This window comes from Nocardia sp. Tas62D01 (assembly GCF_055232035.1).
The window spans coordinates 2,730,973-2,753,364 of record NZ_JBUYUZ010000001.1; the positions used below are offsets into that span (position 1 = coordinate 2,730,973).

The 22,392-nt window shown below is 66.8% G+C and carries 25 protein-coding genes; 16 read left to right on the forward strand and 9 right to left on the reverse strand.

From position 1 onward, the window contains the following. Positions 1 to 2 precede the first annotated feature (2 nt). The 5 genes from glnT to ACV7NQ_RS13410 are packed head-to-tail and all read left to right on the forward strand — an operon-like array spanning position 3 to position 5,562. A complete protein-coding gene (glnT, locus tag ACV7NQ_RS13390) occupies positions 3 to 1,358 on the forward strand; it encodes a type III glutamate--ammonia ligase (RefSeq protein WP_463365657.1) in 1,356 nt (451 codons plus the stop codon). Positions 1,359 to 1,385: 27 nt separating this feature from the next. Then, positions 1,386 to 2,285 (forward strand): class II glutamine amidotransferase, encoded by a 900-nt coding sequence (locus tag ACV7NQ_RS13395; RefSeq protein ID WP_463359935.1) that lies wholly within the window; start codon positions 1,386 to 1,388, stop codon positions 2,283 to 2,285. Further along, positions 2,270 to 2,977 (forward strand): GltB/FmdC/FwdC-like GXGXG domain-containing protein, encoded by a 708-nt coding sequence (locus tag ACV7NQ_RS13400; protein WP_463359936.1) that lies wholly within the window; start codon positions 2,270 to 2,272, stop codon positions 2,975 to 2,977. The genes ACV7NQ_RS13395 and ACV7NQ_RS13400 overlap by 16 nt, the downstream gene beginning before the upstream one ends. Positions 2,978 to 2,992: 15 nt before the next feature. Continuing rightward, positions 2,993 to 4,303 carry an FMN-binding glutamate synthase family protein gene (locus ACV7NQ_RS13405; protein ID WP_463359937.1) on the forward strand — a complete coding sequence of 437 codons (1,311 nt, stop codon included), beginning with the start codon at positions 2,993 to 2,995 and terminating at the stop codon, positions 4,301 to 4,303. 20 nt (positions 4,304 to 4,323) lie between these two features. Beyond that, positions 4,324 to 5,562 carry an allantoate amidohydrolase gene (locus tag ACV7NQ_RS13410; protein WP_463359938.1) on the forward strand — a complete coding sequence of 413 codons (1,239 nt, stop codon included), beginning with the start codon at positions 4,324 to 4,326 and terminating at the stop codon, positions 5,560 to 5,562. Between the two features lie 20 nt (positions 5,563 to 5,582). Here ACV7NQ_RS13410 and deoC read toward each other — a convergent pair whose 3' ends face one another. Continuing rightward, positions 5,583 to 6,251, reverse strand: coding sequence for a deoxyribose-phosphate aldolase (deoC, locus tag ACV7NQ_RS13415; protein ID WP_463359939.1), 669 nt, complete (start codon positions 6,249 to 6,251; stop codon positions 5,583 to 5,585). A 174-nt stretch (positions 6,252 to 6,425) separates the two neighbouring features. Between deoC and ACV7NQ_RS13420 the strand changes: the two genes are divergently transcribed. Continuing rightward, positions 6,426 to 7,019 (forward strand): GNAT family N-acetyltransferase, encoded by a 594-nt coding sequence (locus ACV7NQ_RS13420; RefSeq protein WP_463359940.1) that lies wholly within the window; start codon positions 6,426 to 6,428, stop codon positions 7,017 to 7,019. A gap of 74 nt (positions 7,020 to 7,093) precedes the next feature. Further along, complete coding sequence (gene purU / locus ACV7NQ_RS13425; RefSeq protein ID WP_463359941.1) at positions 7,094 to 7,984, forward strand: formyltetrahydrofolate deformylase; 891 nt, start codon at positions 7,094 to 7,096, stop codon at positions 7,982 to 7,984. Between the two features lie 72 nt (positions 7,985 to 8,056). Here the strand turns inward: purU and ACV7NQ_RS13430 are convergent, their stop codons facing one another. The 5 genes from ACV7NQ_RS13430 to ACV7NQ_RS13450 all read right to left on the reverse strand — a co-directional run bounded on the left by ACV7NQ_RS13430 (position 8,057) and on the right by ACV7NQ_RS13450 (position 11,623). Next, entirely contained in the window at positions 8,057 to 8,338 is a 282-nt protein-coding gene (locus ACV7NQ_RS13430) for a hypothetical protein (protein WP_463359942.1), read from the reverse strand. A 391-nt stretch (positions 8,339 to 8,729) separates the two neighbouring features. Beyond that, positions 8,730 to 9,035, reverse strand: a complete 306-nt coding sequence (locus ACV7NQ_RS13435; protein WP_463365658.1) for a DUF2516 family protein — start codon at positions 9,033 to 9,035, stop codon at positions 8,730 to 8,732. Positions 9,036 to 9,097: 62 nt separating this feature from the next. Further along, on the reverse strand, positions 9,098 to 9,802 hold the full coding sequence (locus ACV7NQ_RS13440; protein WP_463359943.1) for a heparin-binding hemagglutinin: 705 nt from the start codon (positions 9,800 to 9,802) through the stop codon (positions 9,098 to 9,100). Then, on the reverse strand, positions 9,799 to 10,302 hold the full coding sequence (locus ACV7NQ_RS13445; RefSeq protein WP_463359944.1) for a helix-turn-helix domain-containing protein: 504 nt from the start codon (positions 10,300 to 10,302) through the stop codon (positions 9,799 to 9,801). Before ACV7NQ_RS13445 ends, ACV7NQ_RS13440 begins: the two co-directional genes overlap by 4 nt. A gap of 103 nt (positions 10,303 to 10,405) precedes the next feature. Continuing rightward, entirely contained in the window at positions 10,406 to 11,623 is a 1,218-nt protein-coding gene (locus ACV7NQ_RS13450) for a DUF445 domain-containing protein (protein ID WP_463365659.1), read from the reverse strand. A gap of 362 nt (positions 11,624 to 11,985) precedes the next feature. Here ACV7NQ_RS13450 and ACV7NQ_RS13455 point away from each other — a divergent pair, with 362 nt between their 5' ends. The 3 genes from ACV7NQ_RS13455 (at position 11,986) to ACV7NQ_RS13465 (ending at position 15,565) form a co-directional block, all read left to right on the forward strand. Beyond that, positions 11,986 to 12,681 (forward strand): TetR/AcrR family transcriptional regulator, encoded by a 696-nt coding sequence (locus ACV7NQ_RS13455; RefSeq protein ID WP_463359945.1) that lies wholly within the window; start codon positions 11,986 to 11,988, stop codon positions 12,679 to 12,681. 174 nt (positions 12,682 to 12,855) lie between these two features. Continuing rightward, a complete protein-coding gene (locus ACV7NQ_RS13460; protein ID WP_463359946.1) occupies positions 12,856 to 14,286 on the forward strand; it encodes an ABC1 kinase family protein in 1,431 nt (476 codons plus the stop codon). Positions 14,287 to 14,314: 28 nt separating this feature from the next. Then, positions 14,315 to 15,565 (forward strand): saccharopine dehydrogenase family protein, encoded by a 1,251-nt coding sequence (locus ACV7NQ_RS13465; RefSeq protein ID WP_463359947.1) that lies wholly within the window; start codon positions 14,315 to 14,317, stop codon positions 15,563 to 15,565. Between the two features lie 137 nt (positions 15,566 to 15,702). Here ACV7NQ_RS13465 and ACV7NQ_RS13470 read toward each other — a convergent pair whose 3' ends face one another. After that, on the reverse strand, positions 15,703 to 15,900 hold the full coding sequence (locus ACV7NQ_RS13470; RefSeq protein WP_463359948.1) for a hypothetical protein: 198 nt from the start codon (positions 15,898 to 15,900) through the stop codon (positions 15,703 to 15,705). 114 nt (positions 15,901 to 16,014) lie between these two features. After that, complete coding sequence (locus tag ACV7NQ_RS13475; RefSeq protein WP_463359949.1) at positions 16,015 to 16,758, reverse strand: GntR family transcriptional regulator; 744 nt, start codon at positions 16,756 to 16,758, stop codon at positions 16,015 to 16,017. 157 nt (positions 16,759 to 16,915) lie between these two features. Here ACV7NQ_RS13475 and ACV7NQ_RS13480 point away from each other — a divergent pair, with 157 nt between their 5' ends. From ACV7NQ_RS13480 to ACV7NQ_RS13505, 6 genes are all read left to right on the forward strand, one after another. Beyond that, on the forward strand, positions 16,916 to 17,335 hold the full coding sequence (locus tag ACV7NQ_RS13480; protein ID WP_463359950.1) for a hypothetical protein: 420 nt from the start codon (positions 16,916 to 16,918) through the stop codon (positions 17,333 to 17,335). Beyond that, the gene (locus tag ACV7NQ_RS13485; protein ID WP_463359951.1) at positions 17,332 to 18,024 is read left to right on the forward strand and encodes a hypothetical protein; all 693 of its coding nucleotides are present in this window, start codon (positions 17,332 to 17,334) and stop codon (positions 18,022 to 18,024) included. Before ACV7NQ_RS13480 ends, ACV7NQ_RS13485 begins: the two co-directional genes overlap by 4 nt. Beyond that, positions 18,021 to 18,749, forward strand: coding sequence for an ESX secretion-associated protein EspG (locus tag ACV7NQ_RS13490; protein ID WP_463359952.1), 729 nt, complete (start codon positions 18,021 to 18,023; stop codon positions 18,747 to 18,749). The genes ACV7NQ_RS13485 and ACV7NQ_RS13490 overlap by 4 nt, the downstream gene beginning before the upstream one ends. A 56-nt stretch (positions 18,750 to 18,805) precedes the next feature. Next, positions 18,806 to 19,651: a polyphosphate kinase 2 family protein gene (locus ACV7NQ_RS13495; protein ID WP_463359953.1), complete on the forward strand. Its 846-nt coding sequence runs from the start codon at positions 18,806 to 18,808 to the stop codon at positions 19,649 to 19,651. 193 nt (positions 19,652 to 19,844) lie between these two features. After that, positions 19,845 to 20,618 (forward strand): DsbA family protein, encoded by a 774-nt coding sequence (locus ACV7NQ_RS13500; RefSeq protein WP_463359954.1) that lies wholly within the window; start codon positions 19,845 to 19,847, stop codon positions 20,616 to 20,618. Beyond that, positions 20,615 to 21,184, forward strand: coding sequence for a vitamin K epoxide reductase family protein (locus ACV7NQ_RS13505; protein WP_463359955.1), 570 nt, complete (start codon positions 20,615 to 20,617; stop codon positions 21,182 to 21,184). The genes ACV7NQ_RS13500 and ACV7NQ_RS13505 overlap by 4 nt, the downstream gene beginning before the upstream one ends. A gap of 12 nt (positions 21,185 to 21,196) precedes the next feature. Here the strand turns inward: ACV7NQ_RS13505 and ACV7NQ_RS13510 are convergent, their stop codons facing one another. Beyond that, positions 21,197 to 22,315, reverse strand: coding sequence for a S1C family serine protease (locus ACV7NQ_RS13510; protein WP_463359956.1), 1,119 nt, complete (start codon positions 22,313 to 22,315; stop codon positions 21,197 to 21,199). Positions 22,316 to 22,392 lie beyond the last annotated feature (77 nt).

The following is a 22,392-nucleotide window of genomic DNA, read 5'->3' on the forward strand; positions in this document are numbered from 1 at the left end:
CCATGGCCATCGATACCGCAGAAGCACTCAGCCCGGAAACCAGCACCGCCCCAGGCACTCTCGCCGAGCTTGCGCGGGCCAGCGACACCCGATACATTCTGGCGCTGTTCGTCACTCTGTCCGGAAAGCCCTGCGCCAAGCTCGTTCCGGTCGAGTCGGTCGATCAACTAGCGACCGACGGCGCCGGATTCGCAGGGTACGCGGCGGGCACCATGGGTCAGCAGCCCCGCGATCCGGACCTCATCGCCGTCCCGGATCCAACCTCCTTCACCCCCATTCCGTTCGTCCGGCCGGGTCTGGCACTGGTGCACTGCGATCCGCATGTCGAGGGCAAGCCGTGGCCGTTCGCGCCGCGCGTGATCCTCGCGGCCATGCTGCGCCGGGCCGCGGCGCGCGGGCTCACCGTGAATGTCGGCGCGGAGATCGAGTACTTCCTGGTCAATAGGGACGCCGCCGGTGCGCTGAGCACCGCGGACACCGCCGACACCAGCCGTCAGCCCTGTTACGACGCGCGTGACGTGACCCGTATGTACGACCACCTCACCGAGATCGCCGCGGCGATGAACACCCTCGGCTGGGGCAATTACGCCAGCGACCACGAGGACGCCAACGGCCAGTTCGAACAGAACTTCGCCTACGCCGACGCCATGACGACCGCGGACCGCGTCATCACGGCCCGCTACCTGCTGTCGGTGATCGCCGAAAAGCGGGGCATGCGTGCGACATTCATGCCCAAACCTTTCGCCGACCGCACCGGTTCCGGCATGCATCTGCATCTGTCGCTGTGGAATTCTGCCGGGTCCACCTTTCCCGATGCCACCGACGACCGCGGCCTCGGACTCTCCTCGATGGCCTACTCGTTCATCGCGGGCATCCTCGAACACGCCTGTGCGCTGCAAGCCGTAATCGCTCCGACGGTGAACTCTTACAAGCGCATCGGCGCCACCTCCACCAGCAGCGGCGCCACCTGGTCACCGCGCTACGCCACCTACGGCGGCAATGACCGTACCCACTACCTGCGAGTGCCCGACCACCATCGGGTCGAATTGCGCGGCGGCGACGGATCGGCGAATCCGTATCTCGCCATGGCGGCCACCGTCGCCGCTGGCCTGGACGGCATCGACCGCGCGCTCGACCCCGGCGCGCCGGGTGTCGGCGAACGCCGCGGCGACATGCTGCCGATGACCCTGCTGCACGCGATGGACGCGCTCGAGGCCGATCCCGTGCTCTCGGGCGCGCTCGATATCGCCGGCCCCGGGGTCAGCGAGTACTTCACCCAGCTCAAGCGCGAGGAATTCTTCGCCTGGCACAACACGGTTTCCGCATGGGAGATCGACCAATATCTGACCGCATTCTGAAAAGCGCACTGCAACAAGGAGTTCCACATGTGCGGAATTGTCGGGCTTCACCTGCGTGATCCCGCGTTGTACCCGAGCCTAGGTATGCTGCTGACCGAAATGCTCGACCAGATGTGTGACCGCGGACCGGATTCCGCGGGGATGGCCATCTACGGTGATCCGACATGGTCGCCGCCGGGTGGGTCCACGGTGTCGCTGCTCGATGTCGAAGGGCCCGGCGACGAGCTCACCGCACGGCTGGGCGACGAACTCGGCATCCCGGTCACCGGCATCGATCTCGATCCGACGACGGTGCTGAACGCGCCCGCCGATGCCACCACCATCGTCGAGGCGGTACGCCGAATCGCGCCGGACGCCCGCGTCATCGGCTTCGGCGAAGACCTGACCGTACTCAAGGGCATCGGCAATCCGACCGAGCTGGCGCGCCGTTTCGGCCTGCCCGCCGCATCCGGCTGGCAGGGTGTCGCGCACACCAGAATGGCGACCGAATCCGGGGTGAGCGCGGCGGGTTCGCATCCGTTCTCGGTCGGACCGGATCAGTGTCTGGTGCACAACGGTTCGTTCTCCAACCACATGAGTATCAAGCACGACCTGGAGCGCGCTGGCGTGCGGTTCGACAGCGAGAACGACACCGAGGTCGGCGCACGCTTCATCGCGCGGCAGTTGGCCGAGGGTGTCGACCTCGAGAAGGCGCTGCTGCTGCTCAACGAGCGGTTCGACGGCTTCTACACGTTGCTGGTCGCGAACCGGGAATCCATTGCCGTGGTGCGTGATCCGATCGCCTGCAAGCCCGCGATCATCGCCGAGACCGACCGTTGGGTCGCGATGGCATCTGAATATCGCGCGCTGGCCGACCTGCCCGGCGTGCACGACGCCCGAATCTTCGAACCCGAACCGGAAGAGGTCTACGTATGGCACCGGCAGTGACGACCGTGGCGACCGAAACCGCCGCACTGGATCTGCGGGAATCCAGCGTCCGGGAGATCAACGAGCTGTTGCACTCCCCCGGCACACCCCGGCGCGCCACCATCACCGATCCCCGTGGCGCGCACGCACTGGCCTGCGGCCTCGACGACGACCTCGACATCACCATCGAAGGACATGTCGGCTACTACTGCGCCGGGATGAACCAGCGCGCCACCGTGACGGTGCACGGCAACGCGGGCACCGGCGTGGCCGAGAACATGATGTCGGGCACGGTGCGGATCACCGGTGACGCGTCCCAATCCGCCGGCGCGACCGCACACGGCGGACTGCTGGTCATCGAGGGGAATGCGGCGGCACGCTGCGGCATTTCGATGAAGGGTGTCGATATCGTCGTCGGGGGCGATATCGGCCATATGAGCGCGTTCATGGGGCAGGCCGGACGCCTGGTGGTGTGCGGCAATGCCGGTGAGGCACTGGGTGACTCGCTGTATGAGGCGCGAATCTATGTCCGCGGCGCCGTCGCGTCGCTTGGCGCGGACTGCGTCCAGAAGGAAATGCGCGCCGAGCATCTCGCGGAATTGCGCGAGCTGCTCGAGGCCGCGGGATTCGACGCCGATCCGGCCGAATTCACCAGGTACGGCTCGGCGCGCACCCTCTACAACTTCCATGTCGACAATGTCGGCGCCTACTGACGGCAGGAGACGACCGTGACCAATCCCGTGCTGCGCGAATCGGCAACCTTTCCCCGCAGTGTCATTGCCGAAATCCAGCGCGCCGCCTACACCGGCATCTACGACATCCGCGGCTGGGGCGCCAAGCGGGCCCTGCCGCATTTCGACGATCTACTGTTCCTCGGCGCCTCGATGTCGCGCTATCCGCTGGAGGGCTACCGCGAACGCTGCGATACCAATGTCGTCCTCGGCGACCGGTACGCGAAATTCCCACTGCACCTGGATATCCCGATAACCATAGCGGGCATGAGCTTTGGTGCGCTGTCGAGTCAGGCGAAAGAAGCCCTCGGACGCGGCGCCAGCGAGGTCGGTACCTCGACAACCACCGGCGACGGCGGCATGACATCGGAGGAACGCAGCCAGGCCAAAAATCTTGTGTACCAATACCTTCCGTCCCGCTATGGCATGAACCCCGATGACCTGCGCAAGGCCGATGCCATCGAGATCGTGCTCGGTCAGGGCGCCAAGCCCGGCGGCGGCGGTATGCTGCTGGGGCAGAAGATCACCGAGCGGGTCGCCGGGATGCGCACGCTGCCAGAGGGTGTCGATCAACGCTCGGCCTGTCGGCACCCCGATTGGACCGGGCCCGACGACCTCGCCATCAAGATCATCGAGCTGCGCGAGATCACCGACTGGGAGAAGCCGATCTACATCAAGGTCGGCGCCACCCGCACCTACTACGACGTGAAGCTCGCGGTGAAGGCGGGCGCCGACGTGGTCGTGGTGGACGGCATGCAGGGCGGAACTGCGGCCACCCAGAACATTTTCATCGAGCACGTCGGCATTCCCACCCTCGCCGCCATCCCGCAGGCCGTGCAGGCGCTGCAAGAACTCGGCGTGCACCGCAAGGTGCAGCTCATTGTGTCCGGCGGCATCCGCAGCGGCGCCGACGTGGCCAAGGCGATGGCGCTGGGGGCCGATGCGGTGGCCATCGGCACGGCAGCGCTGATCGCGCTGGGCGACAACAGCCCGCACTACGCCGAGCAGTATGCGGCGCTCGGTTCGGCGGCCGGTTTCTACGACGACTTCCAGGAGGGCCGCGACCCGGCCGGAATCACCACGCAGGACCCGGAATTGGCGCGCAACCTCGATCCCGTCGCGGCCGGACGGCGGTTGGCGAACTATCTACGGGTACTCACCATGGAGGCGCAGACACTCGCGCGCGCCTGCGGAAAATCACACCTGCGCAACCTCGAACCCGAGGATCTGGTGGCGCTCACCGTCGAAGCCTCGGCCATGGCACGGGTACCACTCGCGGGCACCACTTGGATCCCCGGGCAGTTCTAGGGCGAAAGGAAAGATCCCTGATGACTTCGTTCGACTCCCTGTGGGATTCGATCCTCGATGTCGGCCGCGAGCCGGCGACCGGCGGCTATCGTCGATTCGCCTGGAACGACGCCGATATGACGCTGCGCGAATGGTTCCGTGGAGCAGCGCAACAACGCGGTATGAGCGTCGAGGAGGACCGCAACGGCAACCTGTGGGCGTGGTGGCTTCCCGAGGGCTGCAGCGGAGATCCCAAGGACGCCTTCGTCACCGGCTCCCACCTGGACTCGGTGCCCGATGGCGGCGCGTACGACGGGCCGCTCGGCGTGGTCTGCGCCTTCGCGGCCGTGGATATCGTCCGAGCCCGCGGCATCGTCCCGACCCGGCCGGTCGCGGTGACCGCATTCTCCGACGAGGAGGGCGCACGCTTCGGAGTGGCCTGTGTCGGTTCACAACTCACCACGGGCGCGTTGACTCCCGAGCGGGCCTTGGCACTGCGCGATGCCGACGGGATCACCCTTGCCGAAGCACTCGGCAAGGAAGGTCGCGACCCGCACCACCTCGGTGCCGACCCGACGCTCACCGAACGCGTCGGCGTCTACGTCGAACTGCATGTCGAACAGGGCCGTGCGCTCGATCTCGTGGACCGTCCACTCGCGGTTGCCTCGTCGATCTGGCCGCACGGCCGCTGGCTGTTCACCTTCACCGGCGAAGCCAACCACGCGGGCGCCACCCGTCTGGTGGATCGCCGCGATCCGATGCTCGCCTTCGCGTCATCGGTGCACACTGCCCGCCATGCGGCCGAATTGCACAAGGCGGTAGCCACTTTCGGCAAGCTACGGGTGCTGCCGAACGGCGCGAACGCGATCCCCTCGGAGATCACGGCCTGGCTGGACGCCCGCGCGGCGGACGAAGACACCCTCGGCAAACTCGTCGACCGCATCACCGCCGAGGCCCGCGGTCACGCCGCGCTCGACGGCATCGGCCTGCATATCGAGGCCGAATCCATCACGCCCATCGTCGAATTCCCGCCGGGCCCCCGCGACCGCATCAACCTGGCCCTCGCCCACCTCGGCGACATCCCGGTGCTCCCCACCGCCGCGGGTCACGATGCGGGCATCCTGTCGGCCAAGGTCCCCACCGCCATGCTGTTCGTCCGCAATCCCACGGGAATCTCGCACTCGCCGGTGGAATTCGCGCAGCCAGAGGACTGCCGCGCCGGAGCCGAGGCCCTCGCCGATGTGATGGCCGAGTGGGTGCTCGCGCCCGAAACCGTCTAGGTCGCAGATGCGGGTCTGGATCAGGCGGGGAAACCGTCCAGCACCGCACGGGATTTGGACAGGCCGAGGCGGGTCGCGCCGGCAGCGATGAGTCCGGCGGCGGCTTCGGCGGTGCGGATGCCGCCGCTGGCCTTGACGCCGAGGCGGCCTCCGACGGTCTCGGCCATCAGCGCGACCGCGTGCACGCTGGCACCGCCCGCGGGATGGAATCCGGTGGAGGTCTTCACGAAATCGGCGCCCGCATGTTCGGCGACACGGCAGACCTCCACGATCGCGGCATCGGGCAGCGCCGCGGCTTCGATGATCACCTTGAGCAGTGCGCGATCGCCCATCGCTTCGCGGACCGTCACGATGTCGGACATGACCGCGGTGAAATCGCACGCTATCGCGGCTCCGATATCGATGACCATGTCCACCTCCGCGGCACCCTGCTCCACGGCGAGACGGGCTTCGGCGCCTTTCACCAGCGAATGGTGTTTGCCGGAGGGGAATCCGGCGACCGTGGCGACCACCACACCCGGCGCCCGCACCGGCAGCATCGACGGCGACACGCAGATCGCGTACACGCCGAGCGCCCGCGCTTCATCCACCAGGGCGGCGACATCGGCGGTCGTCGCCTCGGGCACCAGCAGCGTGTGGTCGATCATGGCGGCCACTTCGGCCCGGGTCAGCGGCGCGGAATTTGCCATGGGTCCAGAGTTTGGCATACCGGTGGCGAATTCCATTGCGCGCCTCGGGTACTTCGCGCACACTCGTTACTGTCGGCGATTCGCGGGTAGTGCATAGGGACGGAGCATGTGACCGCCGCCACCGACACCAGAGCATGTACGGATGCCCCTACTCGTTGAGGAGGAGACGAAACCGTGCTGATCCGTCGCGAACGCACCGAAGACGCCGCTGCCATCGCGGCCGTGCATCGCAGTGCGTTCGGACCGCAGTACGCGAACGGCGATGCCGAGTACACCCTCGCCGACGCCGATATCGCCGAGATGACCGGCGAGGTCATCGACGACGGTGTCGCCGACCCACCCGAGGTCGATCTGGTCGCCCGCCTGCGCACCGACGCGGGCTGGATGCCCACCCTCTCGCTGGTGGCCATCGAGCACGACCGGGTGATCGGCCACCTGTGCCTCACCCGCGCCGCCGTCGGCCCGTTCCCCGTGCTCGCCCTCGGCCCGATCGGCGTCGTCACCGAACGCCAGGGCAACGGTGTCGGCACGGGCCTGATGCACGCCGCACTCGGCGCCGCGGACGCCCTCGACGAACCCCTGGTCGGGCTGCTCGGCAGCCTCGACTACTACCCGCAATTCGGTTTCATCCCGGCCGCCCGCTTGAGCATCTTCCCCGACGAACCCGCCTGGATCACCCACTTCCAGGTCCGACCACTGACGGCCTACGAATCCCAGATAGTCGGCGAATTCCATTACGCCGAACCATTTTACGACCTTCGATCCTGATCGGGGACCCGGCCGCGATTTGCTGGCGCAGAGGCGCGGCAAATCCACCGCACCCGACCTGGGAAGATGTTGCGATGAGTTCCGCTCCATCCGCCCTGGACGACCGCCGCTTCGTGCTCGGCCTCGGCTGCCCGGACCGTCCCGGCATCATTGCCCGGATCACCTCGTTCATCGCCGAGTTCGGCGGGTCGATCGTGGAGGCCGGTTACCACTCCGATGTCGACAGCGGGTGGTTCTTCACCCGGCAGGCGATCAAGGCGTCGACGGTGCCGTTCGGGCTCGCGGAACTGCGCGACCATTTCGCGGGGGTGGCCGCCGACCTGGGGCCGGAGACAGAATGGCAGCTGCTGGATTCCGGGGAGCGGCGCCGCGCGGTACTGCTGGTCAGCAAGGACGGGCACTGCCTGCACGACCTACTCGGCCGAGCCGCCAGCGGCGAGCTACCCGCCACCATCGAGGCGGTGATCGGCAATCACCCGGATCTGGCCGGGATGACCGAGGCGCACGGTGTGAAGTTCCACTATGTGCCGTTCCCGAAGGATCCGGCCGAGCGCGGCCCGGCCTTCGCGAAGGTCGAGGCGCTGGTCGACGCGCACGACCCGCACGCGGTGGTGCTGGCCCGATTCATGCAGGTGCTGCCGCCGGAGCTAACCGCGCACTGGGCGGGCCGGGCGATCAATATCCACCACAGCTTCCTGCCCTCGTTCGTCGGCGCCCGCCCGTACCACCAGGCGTTCGCCCGCGGCGTCAAGCTGATCGGCGCGACCTGTCACTACGTGACGGCGGAACTGGACGCGGGTCCGATCATCGAGCAGGACGTGATCCGCATCGATCACGCCGACGAGGTCCGCGACATGGTCCGGCAGGGCCGCGACATCGAACGCGTCGTGCTCGCCCGCGGCCTGCGCTGGCATCTCGAGGGCCGAGTGCTGGTGCACGGCCGCCGGACTGTGGTCTTCAACTGATCCGATCCAACACTGGCGACCACAACGGAGCTGTCTTACGAGCGACGTTCACGCGCAGGGCCGCCATCCAATTCAGCCGACGGCTTCGACCGGTTGACGTGCCGACTCGAGCACCTGAGCGAGCTCTTCGTTGAACCGCTCGTTCACTTCGGCGTTGCCGAGGTGCCCGGTCTCCAGCACCTCGTAGCGGACCAAACTGCCGGTCTCGCTGAGCATTTCGACGATCCGCTCCGAGAGCGCCGGCGGCGCCAGCGGCAGGAAGACGATGGGCGAGCCCAGCCCGAGGCTACCGATGAAGAACGGCAACGGAATTCGCCGCTTCAGCAGCGGCAGCGGGCGGTTCAGCAGCGGCACGACGGTGGTCTCGGCGATCAGCCGACCGGGTGCGGTGGAACCTGGCCGCCGGCCGGTCCATAGGCGTGCACGCGCAGCCGGGCGCCGTCACGGGCGATCACAGGGACGATCTGCAACGGTCGGCGGGTTCATCGCCGCGGTCGCGTAGGTACGGTTCCGCAGGTTGGCGCGGTGTACGTCGACCAGGGCCCAGACCTGTCCGGGAAGTTCCCCAACGCAGACGGCAGCATTGCACGCATCGGACACTTCTTTGTGTTACTGCTCGATACAGTAACCACGATTCGCGCTGCTAGCTACTGCTAGCACTCAAAATGTTATGCCGAATTCTGTCCAATGAGGCGCAGCCGGACGCAGTCCGTCGTTAGTCCCTTGTGCTTGGCGGAGCCTCCGCCTACCAGCGTGGACCACGCTGAATCTCGTCCACCTTCGGCCGCACGTCGGCCAGATAGATGCCCGTCGCGATGATCGCGACGAGCGCGAGCAGGCTCGTCACCGCCAACGACAGCAGCAGGAACAACAGCGCAGCGACCAGAATCGCGATCCAGATCGGCTTGGTGAGCTTGTCCACCGCCGTAAAAGCGTCCGGGCGCTGCCGAACGGCATGAATCAGCGCGAAGATCGTCGCGCCGAGTGCCACCAGCCGCAGCACGAACAAGATCATGCCGGTCAAATCGTGCGCAATATTCACCCCACCCATCATAGAAGCACCGACCCCGCACACCAGGGATGTGCAGGGTCGTTGATCGTGCGGTAACGCGATTACACCTTCTTCGGCGCAGCCTTCTTGGCCGGAGCCTTCTTGGCGGGCGCCTTCTTGGCCGCGGCGGGCGCGGCGGGCGCGGCGGGCGCGGCGGGCGCGGCGGGCGCGGCGGGCGCGGCGGGCGCGGCGGGCGCGGCGGGCGCGGCGGGCGCGGTCTCGGTGGTCACGGTCAGCACCTCGGCCTCGACGAGAGGCTCGGCTTCCGTCTCTTCCTCGACCTTGGCCGGACGACTGAGCAGGTCGTTGACCCGGCCGAGGACGTCCTCCGCGCGGGTGGCCGCGTCCTTGTAGATGGACTCGACGCGCTCGACCTGATCTTCGACCAGGTGGTTGGCGCGCAGCCGCTCGACGGTCTCCTCGCCGCGCACGGCCAGGTCCGCGTACAGTTCGATGACCTTGGCGTAGTACTTCTCGGCGAGCGAGCGCAGCTCCTCGGGGGTGAACTTCTCGCGCAGCTCGGCGAGGTCCTCCGGCAGTTCCGAGGGCAGCCCGGACAGCCGCTCGCGCAGCGTCTCGAACTGGGCCTGCACGTCGGCGGGCACGTTGGCGAAGCGCTCACGGGCCTCTTCGACGCGGCCGGGCACATCGGCGGTGGCGGCGCGCTCACGCACCTGGGCGACGGCGTCGACGACGGCGGCGTAGACGGCATCACCGGCGCCGACGGTGGCGAACAGTGGCTTGATGGTTGGGTTCTTCTCGGTCATTCTTCGCTCTCCTGGCGTGGCGGAGTGTCGGTTGTCGTGCGCGGAACGTCGCTGTCCCATTGATCCCCCCCGGACTCGTTTCCTCCATTTTCACGGCGGAACGATTCATAGATGTCCAGCAGCACCTGCTTCTGCCGCTCGGTGATCCCGGTTTCGGCAAGCAGGGCATCCCGGACCGGACTGTGTGGCCGCTGCTCGAGATAGCCAGCCCGTACGTACAGCACCTCCGAGGACACCCGCAGTGCCTTGGCGATCTGCGCGAGTACCTCGGCGGATGGATTGCGCAATCCGCGCTCGATCTGGCTGAGGTACGGATTGCTCACTCCCGCAAGGGTGGCGAGTTGACGCAGCGAGACTTGCGCGGCCTCCCGCTGTGCCCTGATGAAGCCTCCGATGTCGTGCGCCGCGTTCACGACGCGGGCCGCCTTTTCTCCGACGCCGGCCGATTGCTCGGTCGAACCTTCGGTGTACTCGGCGGAAACCTCGGGCTGGTCTGCCATCACTCACCTTCTGGCGGTTGCACGTTCTAAATCCTAGAGGAGGGTGCTAACTATTGCAAGCACGCTGTAAGCACCCTTCGAGCAAACATCGGGCGCGCTGTATTCAGCCGTGGAACAGCAGCTGAGAAATCGTGTAGATCACCAGCCCGGCCAGCGATCCGACCACCGTTCCGTTGATTCGAATGAATTGCAGATCACGCCCAACCTGTAATTCGATCTTCTTACTTGCTTCCTCGGCATCCCACCTGGCAACCGTGTCGGTTACCAGGGTGGTGATCTCCACTGCATAGTTTTCCACCAGATAGCGTGCGCCTCGGTCGACCCAACCGTCCACGTTCGCGCGCATCTCGTTGTCGTCGCGCAGCCGCTCGCCGAGTTGCTGAACGTTCTCGGCCACCTTCCGGCGCAGCGTACTGCTCGGATCATCGGCTGATTCGAGTATCAGCCGCTTGGCCGCACGCCAGGTCGCCGCGGCCATACCGGTAATTTCCTCGCGGCCCATGACCTGGGCCTTGATCCGCTCGGCCTTCTTGATCATCGCGTCGTCGTGCTGCAGGTCATAGGCGAATTCCTCGAGGAACCGATTCGCCGCGAGTCGCACCTCGTGTTCGGGGTTCGAACGGACCTTCCAGGTGAACTCGACTAGCTCCCGGTAGATCCTTTCTGAAAGCAGAATGTTTACGAATTTCGGAGCCCATTGCGGCGCGTCCCGCAAAACAATCCGGTCGATCGTCTCCTGGCTGCCAAGCGCCCACTGGTGTGCGCGCTCGGCAAGCATGTCCAGCAGCGCCAGCTGGCGGTTGTCGGCGAGCAGTTCGGCAAGCACCCGCCCGATCGGCGGACCCCACAGCGGTTCGGCGATCCGCTTAACGATCGTGTTGTCGATGACCTGCTCGACGTCCTCGTCACGCAGCACCCCCACCACCGCGCGCAGCAGGGTCGAGCTCTCCTCGGCCACCCGGGCGGCATGACCTGGGTCGGCCATCCAGCGCCCGACCCGCCAGGAGATCTGCGCCGAGGTCACCTTCGCCGAAACCACATCCGGTGCAAGGAAATTCGAGCCGACGAAGGAGCCGAGGCTGGCGCCGAGCTGATCCTTCTTCTTACGGATGATGGCGGTGTGCGGGATGTGCAGGCCGAGCGGATGCCGGAACAGCGCGGTCACCGCGAACCAGTCGGCCAGCGCACCGACCATGCCGGCCTCCGAGGCCGCGCGCACATAGCCGACCCAGTCGCCGCCCACGCCGCGCGATTCCGTCCAGCGACAGAACAGATAGATCACCGTCGCGAACGCCAACAGTCCGGTGGCGAACGCCTTCATTCGAAACAAGTCCCGCCGCTTGCCCTCCTCGTCCACGAAGGCCGCGAAGGTATCGGGTGCTGCTGCGGCAGGCTGGCTGCGCGTGTCAAGAACCGCGATGTTGCCGGGAGCTTTCTCCATGCCTCCCATTCTGCGGTGCCCGGCGCGCGGCCCGGGTGGTCGCACGCACCGGCGGCGTGTGTGGACACGCCGTTTCGAGGCGGCGAATATGTGGTTCCTGACGCATCAGCGACCCAAACGCCCATCTGGGTGGTTGCCGGGACCTAAGCTGGTGGTGCTACGAAGCCCTACGAACGAGGGAGTTCCCGCTGTCCACCGATGACCTTGTCGACGTCGGCGAGCGTGCCGAGCGACCGGCGGCGGTGCGCACCGGCCGGACGGACGGACGCAAGCGCCGGTGGCGGCAGCACAAGATCGACCGACGCGAGGAACTGGTCGATGGCACCCTCGCCGCGATCCGCGCCCGGGGCAGCAGCGCGGGTATGGACGAGATCGCGGCCGAGATCGGCGTCTCGAAAACCGTGCTCTACCGGTACTTCTCCGATAAGAACGACCTGGTCCACGCGACCATGCAGCGGTTCATCGAGACCACCCTGATGCCGCGGGTCTACGAGGCGATCAGCCTCGACGCCGACGAATACCAGCTGGTGCGCTCGGCGCTGTCGGCCTACGTCGGCACGGTCGACGAAGACCCCGAGGTGTATCGCTTCATCATGGGCAACGGCTCGGCCGACCAGTCCTCGCTCGCTGAGTTCGAGAAGCTGTTCGCCGAGGTCGTTTCCGTTGTCATCACCGATCGCGGGCATGAGCACGAGATCGACACCGAAGGCGCGCTGCTGTGGTCGTATGTGCTCGTCGGCGGGATTCAGCTGGCCACGCACTGGTGGACGACCAATAAGGCGATGACGCGCGAACAGGTGATCGACTACTTGATCATGATGACGTGGAGCGCCATCGAGGGCATGGCGCGGGCGGGTGGCTCGCGGACCCGCTTCAACGAGCAGCCGCACGTGCTCCCAACGCCGGGCTCGACCGGCACCGCCGAGCCGAAGACCTAACCGCTACCTGCGCTTGCAGCTAGCAAGCGCCCCGCCACAGGTCATCGCCCCTCCCGCCGCTCGAGGTGTGATGCCCGCCTCCGAATGCCGCGCAGTTGGCTAGTCTGAACCCGAGCGGTGCGTCGGAGTGGGATGGGTACCGCCCGGCACGTTGGCACCAATGGAGGTACCTCGATGGCGAAGCAAGTGCCGACTTCCCGGCTTGCTCGTGGCACCAAGCTCGGTGCGGTGGCGGCCAGTTCGGTCATCCGGACGCAGCGCACGCGGCTATCGATGCGGGGGAGGTCGGACGCCGTGCGGGCGAAGATGGCCGAGGAGTCGATGATCCGCACCACCGAGCAGGTGGTCATGGTCCTCGGGACCATGAAGGGCGTGGCCATGAAGCTGGGCCAGATGATGTCGGTGCTCGATCTGGACCTGGTGCCCGAGGATCATCGCGAACGCTTCCAGAATCGGCTCGCCGTGCTACGCGATGCGGCGCCGTCGGTTTCGTTCGAATCGATGCGGCAGGTGATCGAGGAGGACTTCGGGCAGCCACTGGAGAAGGTGTTCGCCGAATTCGAGCCGACGCCGATCGCGGCGGCTTCGATCGGTCAGGTGTATCGGGGCCGGCTGCACGACGGCCGTCAGGTCGCGGTCAAAGTGCAGTACCCCGGCATCGACGCGGCGGTGCGCGCGGACTTGAAGAACCTGGCCATGTTCCGGCGGGTGCTGCAATCGGCGATGCCGTGGGTGACCCCGGCCGTACTGGACGAGCTGCGGCTGAACATGGAAAGCGAGCTCGACTACCAGGCCGAGGCCAACACCCAGCTGCAGATCGCCGAGCTCTACGCCGGGCACCCGTTCATCGTGGTGCCGCGCTCGATGCCGGAACTCAGCACGACGCGGGTGCTGGTCAGCGAGTACGTGCAAGGCGGTGGATTCGAGGAGATTCGCCAGCTGCCCGATGCCGAACGCAACCGGATCGGCGAGATCATCTATCGCTTCTACGTGGGCTCGCTGTTCACCTTCCACGAGTTCTGCGGCGACCCGCATCCCGGCAATGTGCTGCTCGCCACCGACGGCAAGATCGGCTTCCTGGACTTCGGTCTGTTCAATCGGATGGATCCCGAACACGTGCGGTTCGAGATCATCTGCCTGCGCGCCGCGGCCGAGGATCGCGCGGAAGATCTGCGGCAGTTGATGATCGAGCGCGGCGTGATCGACTCACCCGAGGAGATCGGCGCCGAGGAATGCCTGGAATACGTGCTCGCCGCGTCGGAATGGTGTCTGATCGACGAGCAACTCACCATCACCCCGGAGCTGGCAAGTGGCGCCTTCCTGCTCGCGGTGGACCCGAGGGCCAGTGAGTTCGCCGGAATGAAGCAGCAGAATCTGCCGCCGGAGCACCTGTTTTCGCGGCGCGCCGACTTCCTCACCTTCGGCATGCTCGGGCAGCTCGGCTGCACCGCGAACTGGCATCGCATCTCGCGGGAATGGCTCTATGACGAACCACCGGTCACCGAATTGGGCCGGATCCACCACGATTGGCTGGCCGAGCACTCGCCGGTTCCGCCGAAGAAGCAGCGGGTGCGGGCACAGAAGCCGGCGCGCGAGCAGGCATGACCAAGCATTGATCAGGAGCAGATAAGCAATGGCAGACAATCGAGAATTCGACCTCATCCTGTTCGGCGCAACAGGTTTCGTCGGCAAGCTCACCGCGGAATACCTGGCGGGCGCCGCACCGGAATCGGCGCGCATCGCGCTGGCCGGTCGCTCGCTGGACAAGCTGACCGCGGTGCGCGACGAGCTGGGCCCGGCCGCCGCGAGCTGGGATCTGGTGGTGGCCGACTCCACCGATCAGGCCGCGCTCGATGCGCTGGCCGCGCGGACCACCGTCGTGGTCACCACCGTGGGCCCGTACCTGCGCTACGGTCTGCCGCTGGTCGCGGCCTGCGCGAAAGCGGGCACCCATTACGCCGACCTCACCGGTGAGCCGCTGTTCATCAGGGAGGCGATCGACCAGTTCCACGATCAGGCCGTCGCCACCGGCGCCAAGATCGTGAATTCCTGTGGCTACGACTCGATTCCGTCTGATGTGAGCGTGTACCAGCTCTACAAGCGCTCGGTCGCGGACAAAACCGGCGAGCTGGAGGAGACCACGCTGGTCGCCTGGCTCAAGGGCGGCGCCAGCGGCGGCACTATCGACTCCGGCCGGGCCATGATGGAGGCGATCGCCGAAGATCCCGCCAAGGGTTCGGTGCTCTCGCACCCCTATTCGCTGAGCCCGGACAAGTCGATGGACCCGGATGTGGGCAGGCAGACCGATCAGGCGCTGCAGCGGGCCGGAAGCATCGACCCGAGCCTGGACGGCTGGGTAGCCACCTTCATCATGGGCGCGCACAACACCAAGATCGTGCGCCGCACCAACGGCCTGCTCGGCTGGGTGTACGGCAAGAACTTCCGCTACCGCGAGGTGATGAGCGCGGGCAAATCGCCGGTGGCTCCGCTGGTCGCGGCCGGGATGGCGGGCGGCATCGTGGCCACCATGGCGGCGGGCGCGGTGCTGTCGCGGGTATCGGTCGGGCGCAAGCTGCTGGACCGGATGCTGCCGAAGCCGGGCACCGGGCCGAGCGAAAAGGTCCGCACCAGTGGCTGGTTCACGATGAAGACGTTCACGCGGACCTCCTCGGGCGCGAAGTATGTGGCGACCTTCGCGGGTACCGGCGATCCCGGCTACCAGGCGACCGCCGTGATGCTCGGCGAGAGCGGGCTGTGCTTGGCATTCGATGGGGACAAGCAGCCGGAACTGGCAGGCATTCTCACCCCGGCGGCGGCGATGGGCGATGCGCTCACCGACCGACTGCGGGCGGCAGGGCTCACGATCGAGGTCAGCCGGTCCTGAATTGCCCTGCGGTAGGCGGTGATCGGATGCGCGACCTGACAAACCTCTTTCGAAGCCTCGCGCGCCCACTCGCCGACTGTCTCGTGACAGTCCGAACGACGAACGGGTGAGCACGCGAAGTTTCACTCCGCATACGGTCAGTCCGGCTCGGGTGGCGCGGCGGCGCCGAGGTCGACCATTCTGCGCAGCATTTCCGGCGCGAGCGCGAATTCGAATTCGCGTCCGCCGCTTTCGAAGACGAAGGTGAGGTAATCGTCACGGTGCAGGGGTGCGCGGCGAACGGAGCAGTGCTCCCCCACGATGACCCAGCTACCGATGGTCAGTTGATCGAACATCGCACCCTCCCGCCTATTGGCCTATGCCACTCCAGACAAGTGGACTATGCCACTTGAGAGTGGGGTGTGTCAACGGCGAAAACCGGGGCGGCACGGCGGGATTCACGCACCCGGTCAGCGACCGGTGGAGTATTCCTGTTGGAATTCCCAGCGGTCCGGCGGGTAGATCACCTCGTCGAACTGGAGAACCGCGTCTTGCTCGTCGTGCAGGGTCAGGCGGTACGCGAGGACAGCCGAGGGCCGGGACAGATCGAGGTAGCGGCGTTCGTCGGCGGTGGCGAGGCGGGCGCTCACCCGGTCGCGCGCATAAGCCACCCGCCGGTCGGTGGCGGACTCGAGGTATCCGGCGGTTCCGCCGGACAGCCGCTCGGCAACGAGCAACCGTGGTGCGGACTCGGCGAAATCGGCGGGGAACCACGAGGTGGCCAACTCGACCGCTCCGGAATCCTTGGACACCAGCCGTTTCCGGACGAGTACGGAGCTACCGACCGACACCTGGAGACCCTCGGTGACGAACACGGGACCATCGACCATCCCGGCCTGCAGGATCGTCACCGACTCGCTTTCCGAGTACGCCGCGCCGTATTGCCAAGCCCGCCCGGGTTGTTCGCGCGCCGCGGGCACCCCGCTGCGATCGACCACATACGTGCCGGAGCCGCGCCGCGACTCCACAATTCCCTGCTGCCGCAACTCATTCAGCGCCTTCGCAGCGGTCGGCCTCGCCACGTGCCAGCTGCCGGCGAGCTCCCGCTCAGACGGCACCTCCGCACCCGCGGCGAGTTCGCCGCGCTCGATCTGTTTGCGGATATACCCCGATATCTGCAGATATTTCGGGAGTACTTCTTCGATTTCGGGCACCGGACGCCTTCCGCTTCGGAAACCTCCCTAGACCACTGGCCAGTGTAACCGCCACGCGTGCGGCACATCACAAGGGTGCGACCCAGCTGCAGCGGGAAACGAGGTCCCCTCGCGCCTTACCGACCGGTAGAGTGCCAACCACTAGTAGGTGCGGTGGGTGCGGACCGAACAGCAGGGGGCGACCCAGATGGCGGTACCGGATACCGGGCAGCGAATGGCCAGGCAGTTGTACGCGGCTGCCACCGGAAGCGGTGGCGAGCCGTTCGAGCTGGCCGAGGATGTTGCCGAAAACCTCGCCGCCGCATGCGACAAGCTGGTCGATGATCTGCAAAAGGCCATGGCCACCGGACATCTCGTCACCGAGGTGTCCGGCTTCCCGGATCTGACCACCGGACATGGCCTTACGCAGGGGTTCCGCGACAAGGGCAGGCAGTACCTGGACACCATGACCGCCTTCCAGGAGACCGCCCTGCTGTACAAGGCCGCGTATCTGGCCGCGGGCAAGAGATTCGAGGATGCCGATGCCGCGAACAAGGCCGCCCTCGAACTGATCACCGAATACCTGGAGCCACGGTGAGCGCGCCCCGTGATGCCGCGGCCAGGGCCGCCGCCGACGAAATCCGGGTCCAGCAGCGGATGCTGGCGACCAACGCCGGATTCGGCAGCGGCGGAACCGATCCCGCGTATGCCCCCGAGCGGGAGCGCTTCGGCGCCTACTCCCACCAGGAGATCTGGGATCTCGTGCACGAGGCCATCGATCCCGCCGCGCTCGGCGCGGTGGCCGCCGCCTGGCAGTCGAACGCCGTCGCGCTCGCAGACGCCTTTCAAGCCTTTTCCGATGCCGCCAACCGCGAGTTCGCGCACTGGTCGGGCCGAACCGCGGACGCCGCACAGCAGGCCACCCGCGACTTCGTCCGTGCGGGTACCGAGGCACATGAGGTGTGCCGCACGGTTGCGCGCCTGATGGAACTGAATTGTGAAGCTGCGCAAGCAGTTCGATCCGCGATACCGCAGCCTCAGCAGTACCGTCCATTCCAGGACGCGGCAGCGGAGGCCGTGCACGGCGGCGCGTGCCGGATGGACCACGACATCGCGGCCGCCGCGACCCAGGCCGACGTCCAGGACACGATGACCTACGTCTACTCCCCGACCATGCCCGCCTCCGGTGACCGCGTGCCCCGGTTCAGCCCGCCGCCCGAAGGCCCGACGCCCCCCACTGGCTCCCCCGTCCGGCCCACCTCCGTCGGCAGGGGCGGCGCGCGGTGAAATGGATTCTCACCCTGGACGAATTCACACACGTCTGGGAGAACGAAACGAGCCTGGACCGGCGACCCTATCCTGTCAACATGATCCCGGCGGCCACCGTGCGCACCGAAACCGAGTACGCCGCACTGCGATTGCCGCAGCGCTTCGCCCGCCAGGCCGACCCGGACCTGGCCGCCGCGCTGATGATGTGCGCCCGCACCGACGCGACCACTATCACCGTCTCCGGCGACCGCAGCACCCAAGCGCGCAATGGCAATACGCCCGAGGCCGCGCGGATTCTCGCCTTCGCCGCGGTGGTGCACAATCACGCGGGCATCCTGGTCGCCGCACCGGACAAGGTGACCGTGCAGATGTGCCACGCCCGTAATCTCGGCGAGCGCCTGGTCCAGATCATCGGTCCGGCGCAGGCGGGCCGGCTCGGTCCGATGCGGGAGCCGCAGGACGCGGTGCTGAATTCCGACCGCACCGAACCGTTCGTCACCAACGGTCACCGCGGCGCCGCGCGCTTCCGTCAGACGCTGCGAAAACCCGTCGACGGTCGCGGGTTCATCACCGTGACCGTGGCACCCGACCATCCGATGTCTCCGCCGACCCGGCACCGCAGTTGGCTCGACTTCACCGGTGATGGCCGCTACCTGCTCACCTCCGCACACGACCTGGTGCTCACCCCCGTGTCCGACGAGGATTTCGCCGACCAACTGCTGCGCCTGGCGCAGATCAGCTGAGCAAACCGCCGTGCGAAGGCGCGGTAATCGCCCGATAGCCGTGGTAGATGTGGGGGATGGCGGAGATCTGGTCTGTTCCGGTCACCGAGGCCCTGAAAGCCGATGGATTGCTGATTGCTGATCTCAACACCTCCGGCACCCCCGGATTCAAGGGTGACAGGAAGACGGCCCAGGAACTGCGGGCCGAACGCGCCACCGTGCTGTCGGATCTGCAGGAAAAGCTCTACGCCAACGGCCGTTCCGGCTATCCGCGCAGCGTGCTGCTCGTGCTGCAGGGCATGGACACCGCGGGCAAGGGCGGCATCGTCCGGCACGTCATCGGCTCGGTGGATCCCCAAGGCGTCGACCACGCCTCGTTCGGGGTGCCGACCGAGGAGGAGAAGCGCCACCACTACCTGTGGCGCATCCGCAAGGCGCTGCCGCGCGGTGGGCAACTCGGCGTGTTCGACCGGTCGCACTACGAGGACGTACTGGTGGTGCGGGTACACAACCTGGTGCCACCGGAGGTCTGGGAACGACGCTACGACGAGATCAACGCCTTCGAGCGGGAGCTGGTCGACGAGGGCACCACGCTGGTGAAGGTGGCCATGTTCGTCTCCCTCGACGAGCAGAAGAAGCGGCTCATGCAACGCCTCGAGCGGCCGGACAAGTATTGGAAGTTCAATCCGGCCGATATCGACGAACGCGCCTATTGGCCCGCATACCAGGAGGCCTACCAGGTAATGCTGGACCGCACCTCGACCGACTACGCGCCGTGGTTCGCGATCCCGGCCGACCACAAGTGGTTCTCCCGCGTGTCTGTCACCGAACTGCTCATCGACGCCTTGGACAGCCTGGAACTCGACTGGCCACCTCCCAAGTTCGATGTCGAGGAGCAGAAGCGGCGACTGGAGAATGCCTGACGGGTCAGCCGGTCCGCTCTCGCTGCCGCAGGTCCTCGCGGAGGATCTTGCCAGTCGCCGCCCGACATTTCGGAATCTCTCAGGTTGACCCGTGATGATGTGGGCCGTGCCCGTCCACGCCGGGGTCAGTCTTGGAACTACCATCGTGGCGGCAGGAGACCGGCAGGCTAGCGAAAGGCGTGGTGAACGCACGGTGAGCAACAACCCGGGTGGACGGAAGAATCCGCTGGCGGCGGCGGAGCGCGCCGACCGCACTCGCAAGATCCTCATTCAGGTAGGCGTTGCTGTAGTGCTGATCGGGCTCGTCGCGGCCATCGGCATCGGGCTCGCGGTGAAGAACAACAAAAAGAATAACTCCGGCGCCGCCCCTGTCATTGCGACAGGCCAGAACACCGGCTCGGTGCCGGGCAACATCACCGACAACGGCGCGATCCGCATCGGCAAGCCCGACGCGAAGGTCACTATTCGCGTGGTCGCCGACCTGCAGTGCCCGGCCTGCAAGGCCTTCGAGGCGGCCAACTCCCAGGTGCTTGCCGACGACATGAACAACGGCACGGCCGCGGTCGAATACAACGTCATCGCCTTCCTGGACAAGGCATCCACCACGCAGTACTCCTCGCGCGCGGCGAACGCGTCATACTGCGTCGCGGAATCGGATCCCTCGAAGTACCAGGCGTGGCTGGCCACCATGTACACCCAGCAGCCCGCCGAGGGCGGCAACGGCCTGCCCGACGACAAGATCATCGAGATCGCGAAGGCCGCGGGCTACACCGATCCGTCGGTGGCCCAGTGCATTACGGATCGTAAGTACGACAAGTACGTCCAGGACAAGACCCAGGCCGTGCTCAACAGCGGCATCAAGTCCACCCCATCGGTGTTCGTAAACGGCAAGCAGATCGACTCCAGCCAGGAGATCTTCGGCCAGGGTGGCCTCGCTCCCGCGATTGCCGCCGCCGCGGGTCAGTGAACGACGCAGCCGCGGCGCGGTCCGCATGGGTGCTGCTGATCGGCGGGCTCGCCGGTTGGCTCGCCTCGGTCACGCTGACCATCGAGCGCTTCAAGCTGTTCATCGATCCGGGCTACAAGCCCTCCTGCAGCATCAACCCGATCCTGTCCTGCGGGTCGGTGATGGCGACCGATCAGGCCGCAAAGTTCGGGTTCCCCAACCCGATCATCGGCATCGTCGGCTTCTCCGTGGTGGTCACCCTCGGCGTCCTCTCGGTCGCCGGGGTGCGGTTCCCGCGCTGGATCTGGGGCGGGCTGTGGCTGGGCATCGTGCTCGGCGTCGCCTTCATCTGCTGGCTGATCTTCCAGAGCCTGTACCGAATCAACGCGCTGTGCCCCTACTGCATTGTGGTGTGGGCGATCATCACGCCGCTGCTCGCGGTGGTGACCGACCAGCTGTGGGGCCGCTCACGCGGACCGCTCGGCGTGCTCGCGGAGTGGCGATGGACGTTGGTCGCGCTGTTCTACGCGGTCGTGCTGCTGCTGGTGTTCCTGCGGTTCCAGGACTACTGGCTGTCGCTGTTCTGATTCGGGTTCCGATCAGTTTGGAGTACCGAGGGCGAGCACCACGGCGACGGTCCGCTCGGCACCGTCCGCGCCGGTGATGCCGAGCCGGACCATGTCGTCGGGCTTGTGCACGTTGATCGCGGCCCGCAACGCGGTCGAGGTCCCGATCGCGCGGCCGTCCAGCGAGGTGATCACCTCACCGCCGGTGAGCCCGGCGGCATACGCGGGCTGGCCGTAGAGCGCGACATCGATGCGGGCACCGCTGGGTTTCGCGTCGGAGATCAGTACGCCGAGCGTGGCGGTCGGCCCGATGTGCACGGTGTCGGTGGGCGTGCCGGATCGAATCTGCTCCACCACCCGCATCGCGGCAGCGATCGGCACCGCGTAGCCGTTCGGCGGACGCCCGACCTCCCGCGCGGGCTGGCCGGACGCCGCGGTGACCACGCCGACCACCGCCCCTGTCCGGTCGGCCAGCGCGCCACCGGACTGCCCCGCCGTGACCGCCGCCGCCACCTCGACCATGCCCGAGAGCGCCTTGCGGGACAGATCGGCCGAATTGAGCGCGACGATCGTGCTGTTCAGATTGGTGATGCTGCCCGCGATCGCGGTCGGGGTGCCGCCGGCGCCACCCGCATTGCCGATCGCAAGCACCTCGTCATGCATCCGTATGTCGGCGGAGTTGCCGATGCGGGCGACCATCAGGTCGGCCGCACCGCCGAGTTCCAGCAGGGCGATGTCCGCGTTCGAATCGTAGCCGAGCACGGTGGCGTTGTAGACGAGGCCGTTACCGATATCGGTGACGGTCACCGTGTCGGCGCCCTTCACCACATGATGGCTGGTCAGCACCTGTCCGTCCGCGGTGAGCACGATGCCGGACCCAGCCGCGCCCAGCCCAAGCAGACGGCTCGATGTGCTGATGTTCACAAGTGCCGGGTCGACAGCGTCCGCGACCGCTATCGGGTCGATCGGCGGCACCGGCTCCAGCGTGACCGGCGCCGCGGTGTTCGTGCCGCCGGACGGCAAGCCGGGCAGTTCCCCCCGAAAGCCGAGGAAGGCCGCAACCGCGAGCAGAGCGGCAATGACCAGCGCGAACGCCCGCCCACCACCGGCCACGCGGGGTCTGTCGGGCGCGCGGTGCCATTCGTCGTCCATCGCTCTCCCGCCTCGGCTGGATCTGACAAATTCCATTGTGGCCGGAGATGATCACCACAGGCGGTGTATCCGGCGAG

Bases quoted from the DNA above. Each gene is read 5' to 3' on its own strand.
- glnT (WP_463365657.1), top strand. From the start codon at position 3: ATGGCCATCGATACCGCAGAAGCACTCAGCCCGGAAACCAGCACCGCC.
- ACV7NQ_RS13395 (WP_463359935.1), top strand. From the start codon at position 1,386: ATGTGCGGAATTGTCGGGCTTCACCTGCGTGATCCCGCGTTGTACCCG.
- ACV7NQ_RS13400 (WP_463359936.1), top strand. From the start codon at position 2,270: ATGGCACCGGCAGTGACGACCGTGGCGACCGAAACCGCCGCACTGGAT.
- ACV7NQ_RS13410 (WP_463359938.1), top strand. From the start codon at position 4,324: ATGACTTCGTTCGACTCCCTGTGGGATTCGATCCTCGATGTCGGCCGC.
- deoC (WP_463359939.1), bottom strand. From the start codon at position 6,251: ATGGCAAATTCCGCGCCGCTGACCCGGGCCGAAGTGGCCGCCATGATC.
- purU (WP_463359941.1), top strand. From the start codon at position 7,094: ATGAGTTCCGCTCCATCCGCCCTGGACGACCGCCGCTTCGTGCTCGGC.
- ACV7NQ_RS13435 (WP_463365658.1), bottom strand. From the start codon at position 9,035: ATGGGTGGGGTGAATATTGCGCACGATTTGACCGGCATGATCTTGTTC.
- ACV7NQ_RS13440 (WP_463359943.1), bottom strand. From the start codon at position 9,802: ATGACCGAGAAGAACCCAACCATCAAGCCACTGTTCGCCACCGTCGGC.
- ACV7NQ_RS13445 (WP_463359944.1), bottom strand. From the start codon at position 10,302: ATGGCAGACCAGCCCGAGGTTTCCGCCGAGTACACCGAAGGTTCGACC.
- ACV7NQ_RS13450 (WP_463365659.1), bottom strand. From the start codon at position 11,623: ATGAAGGCGTTCGCCACCGGACTGTTGGCGTTCGCGACGGTGATCTAT.
- ACV7NQ_RS13460 (WP_463359946.1), top strand. From the start codon at position 12,856: ATGGCGAAGCAAGTGCCGACTTCCCGGCTTGCTCGTGGCACCAAGCTC.
- ACV7NQ_RS13465 (WP_463359947.1), top strand. From the start codon at position 14,315: ATGGCAGACAATCGAGAATTCGACCTCATCCTGTTCGGCGCAACAGGT.
- ACV7NQ_RS13470 (WP_463359948.1), bottom strand. From the start codon at position 15,900: ATGTTCGATCAACTGACCATCGGTAGCTGGGTCATCGTGGGGGAGCAC.
- ACV7NQ_RS13495 (WP_463359953.1), top strand. From the start codon at position 18,806: ATGGCGGAGATCTGGTCTGTTCCGGTCACCGAGGCCCTGAAAGCCGAT.
- ACV7NQ_RS13510 (WP_463359956.1), bottom strand. From the start codon at position 22,315: ATGGACGACGAATGGCACCGCGCGCCCGACAGACCCCGCGTGGCCGGT.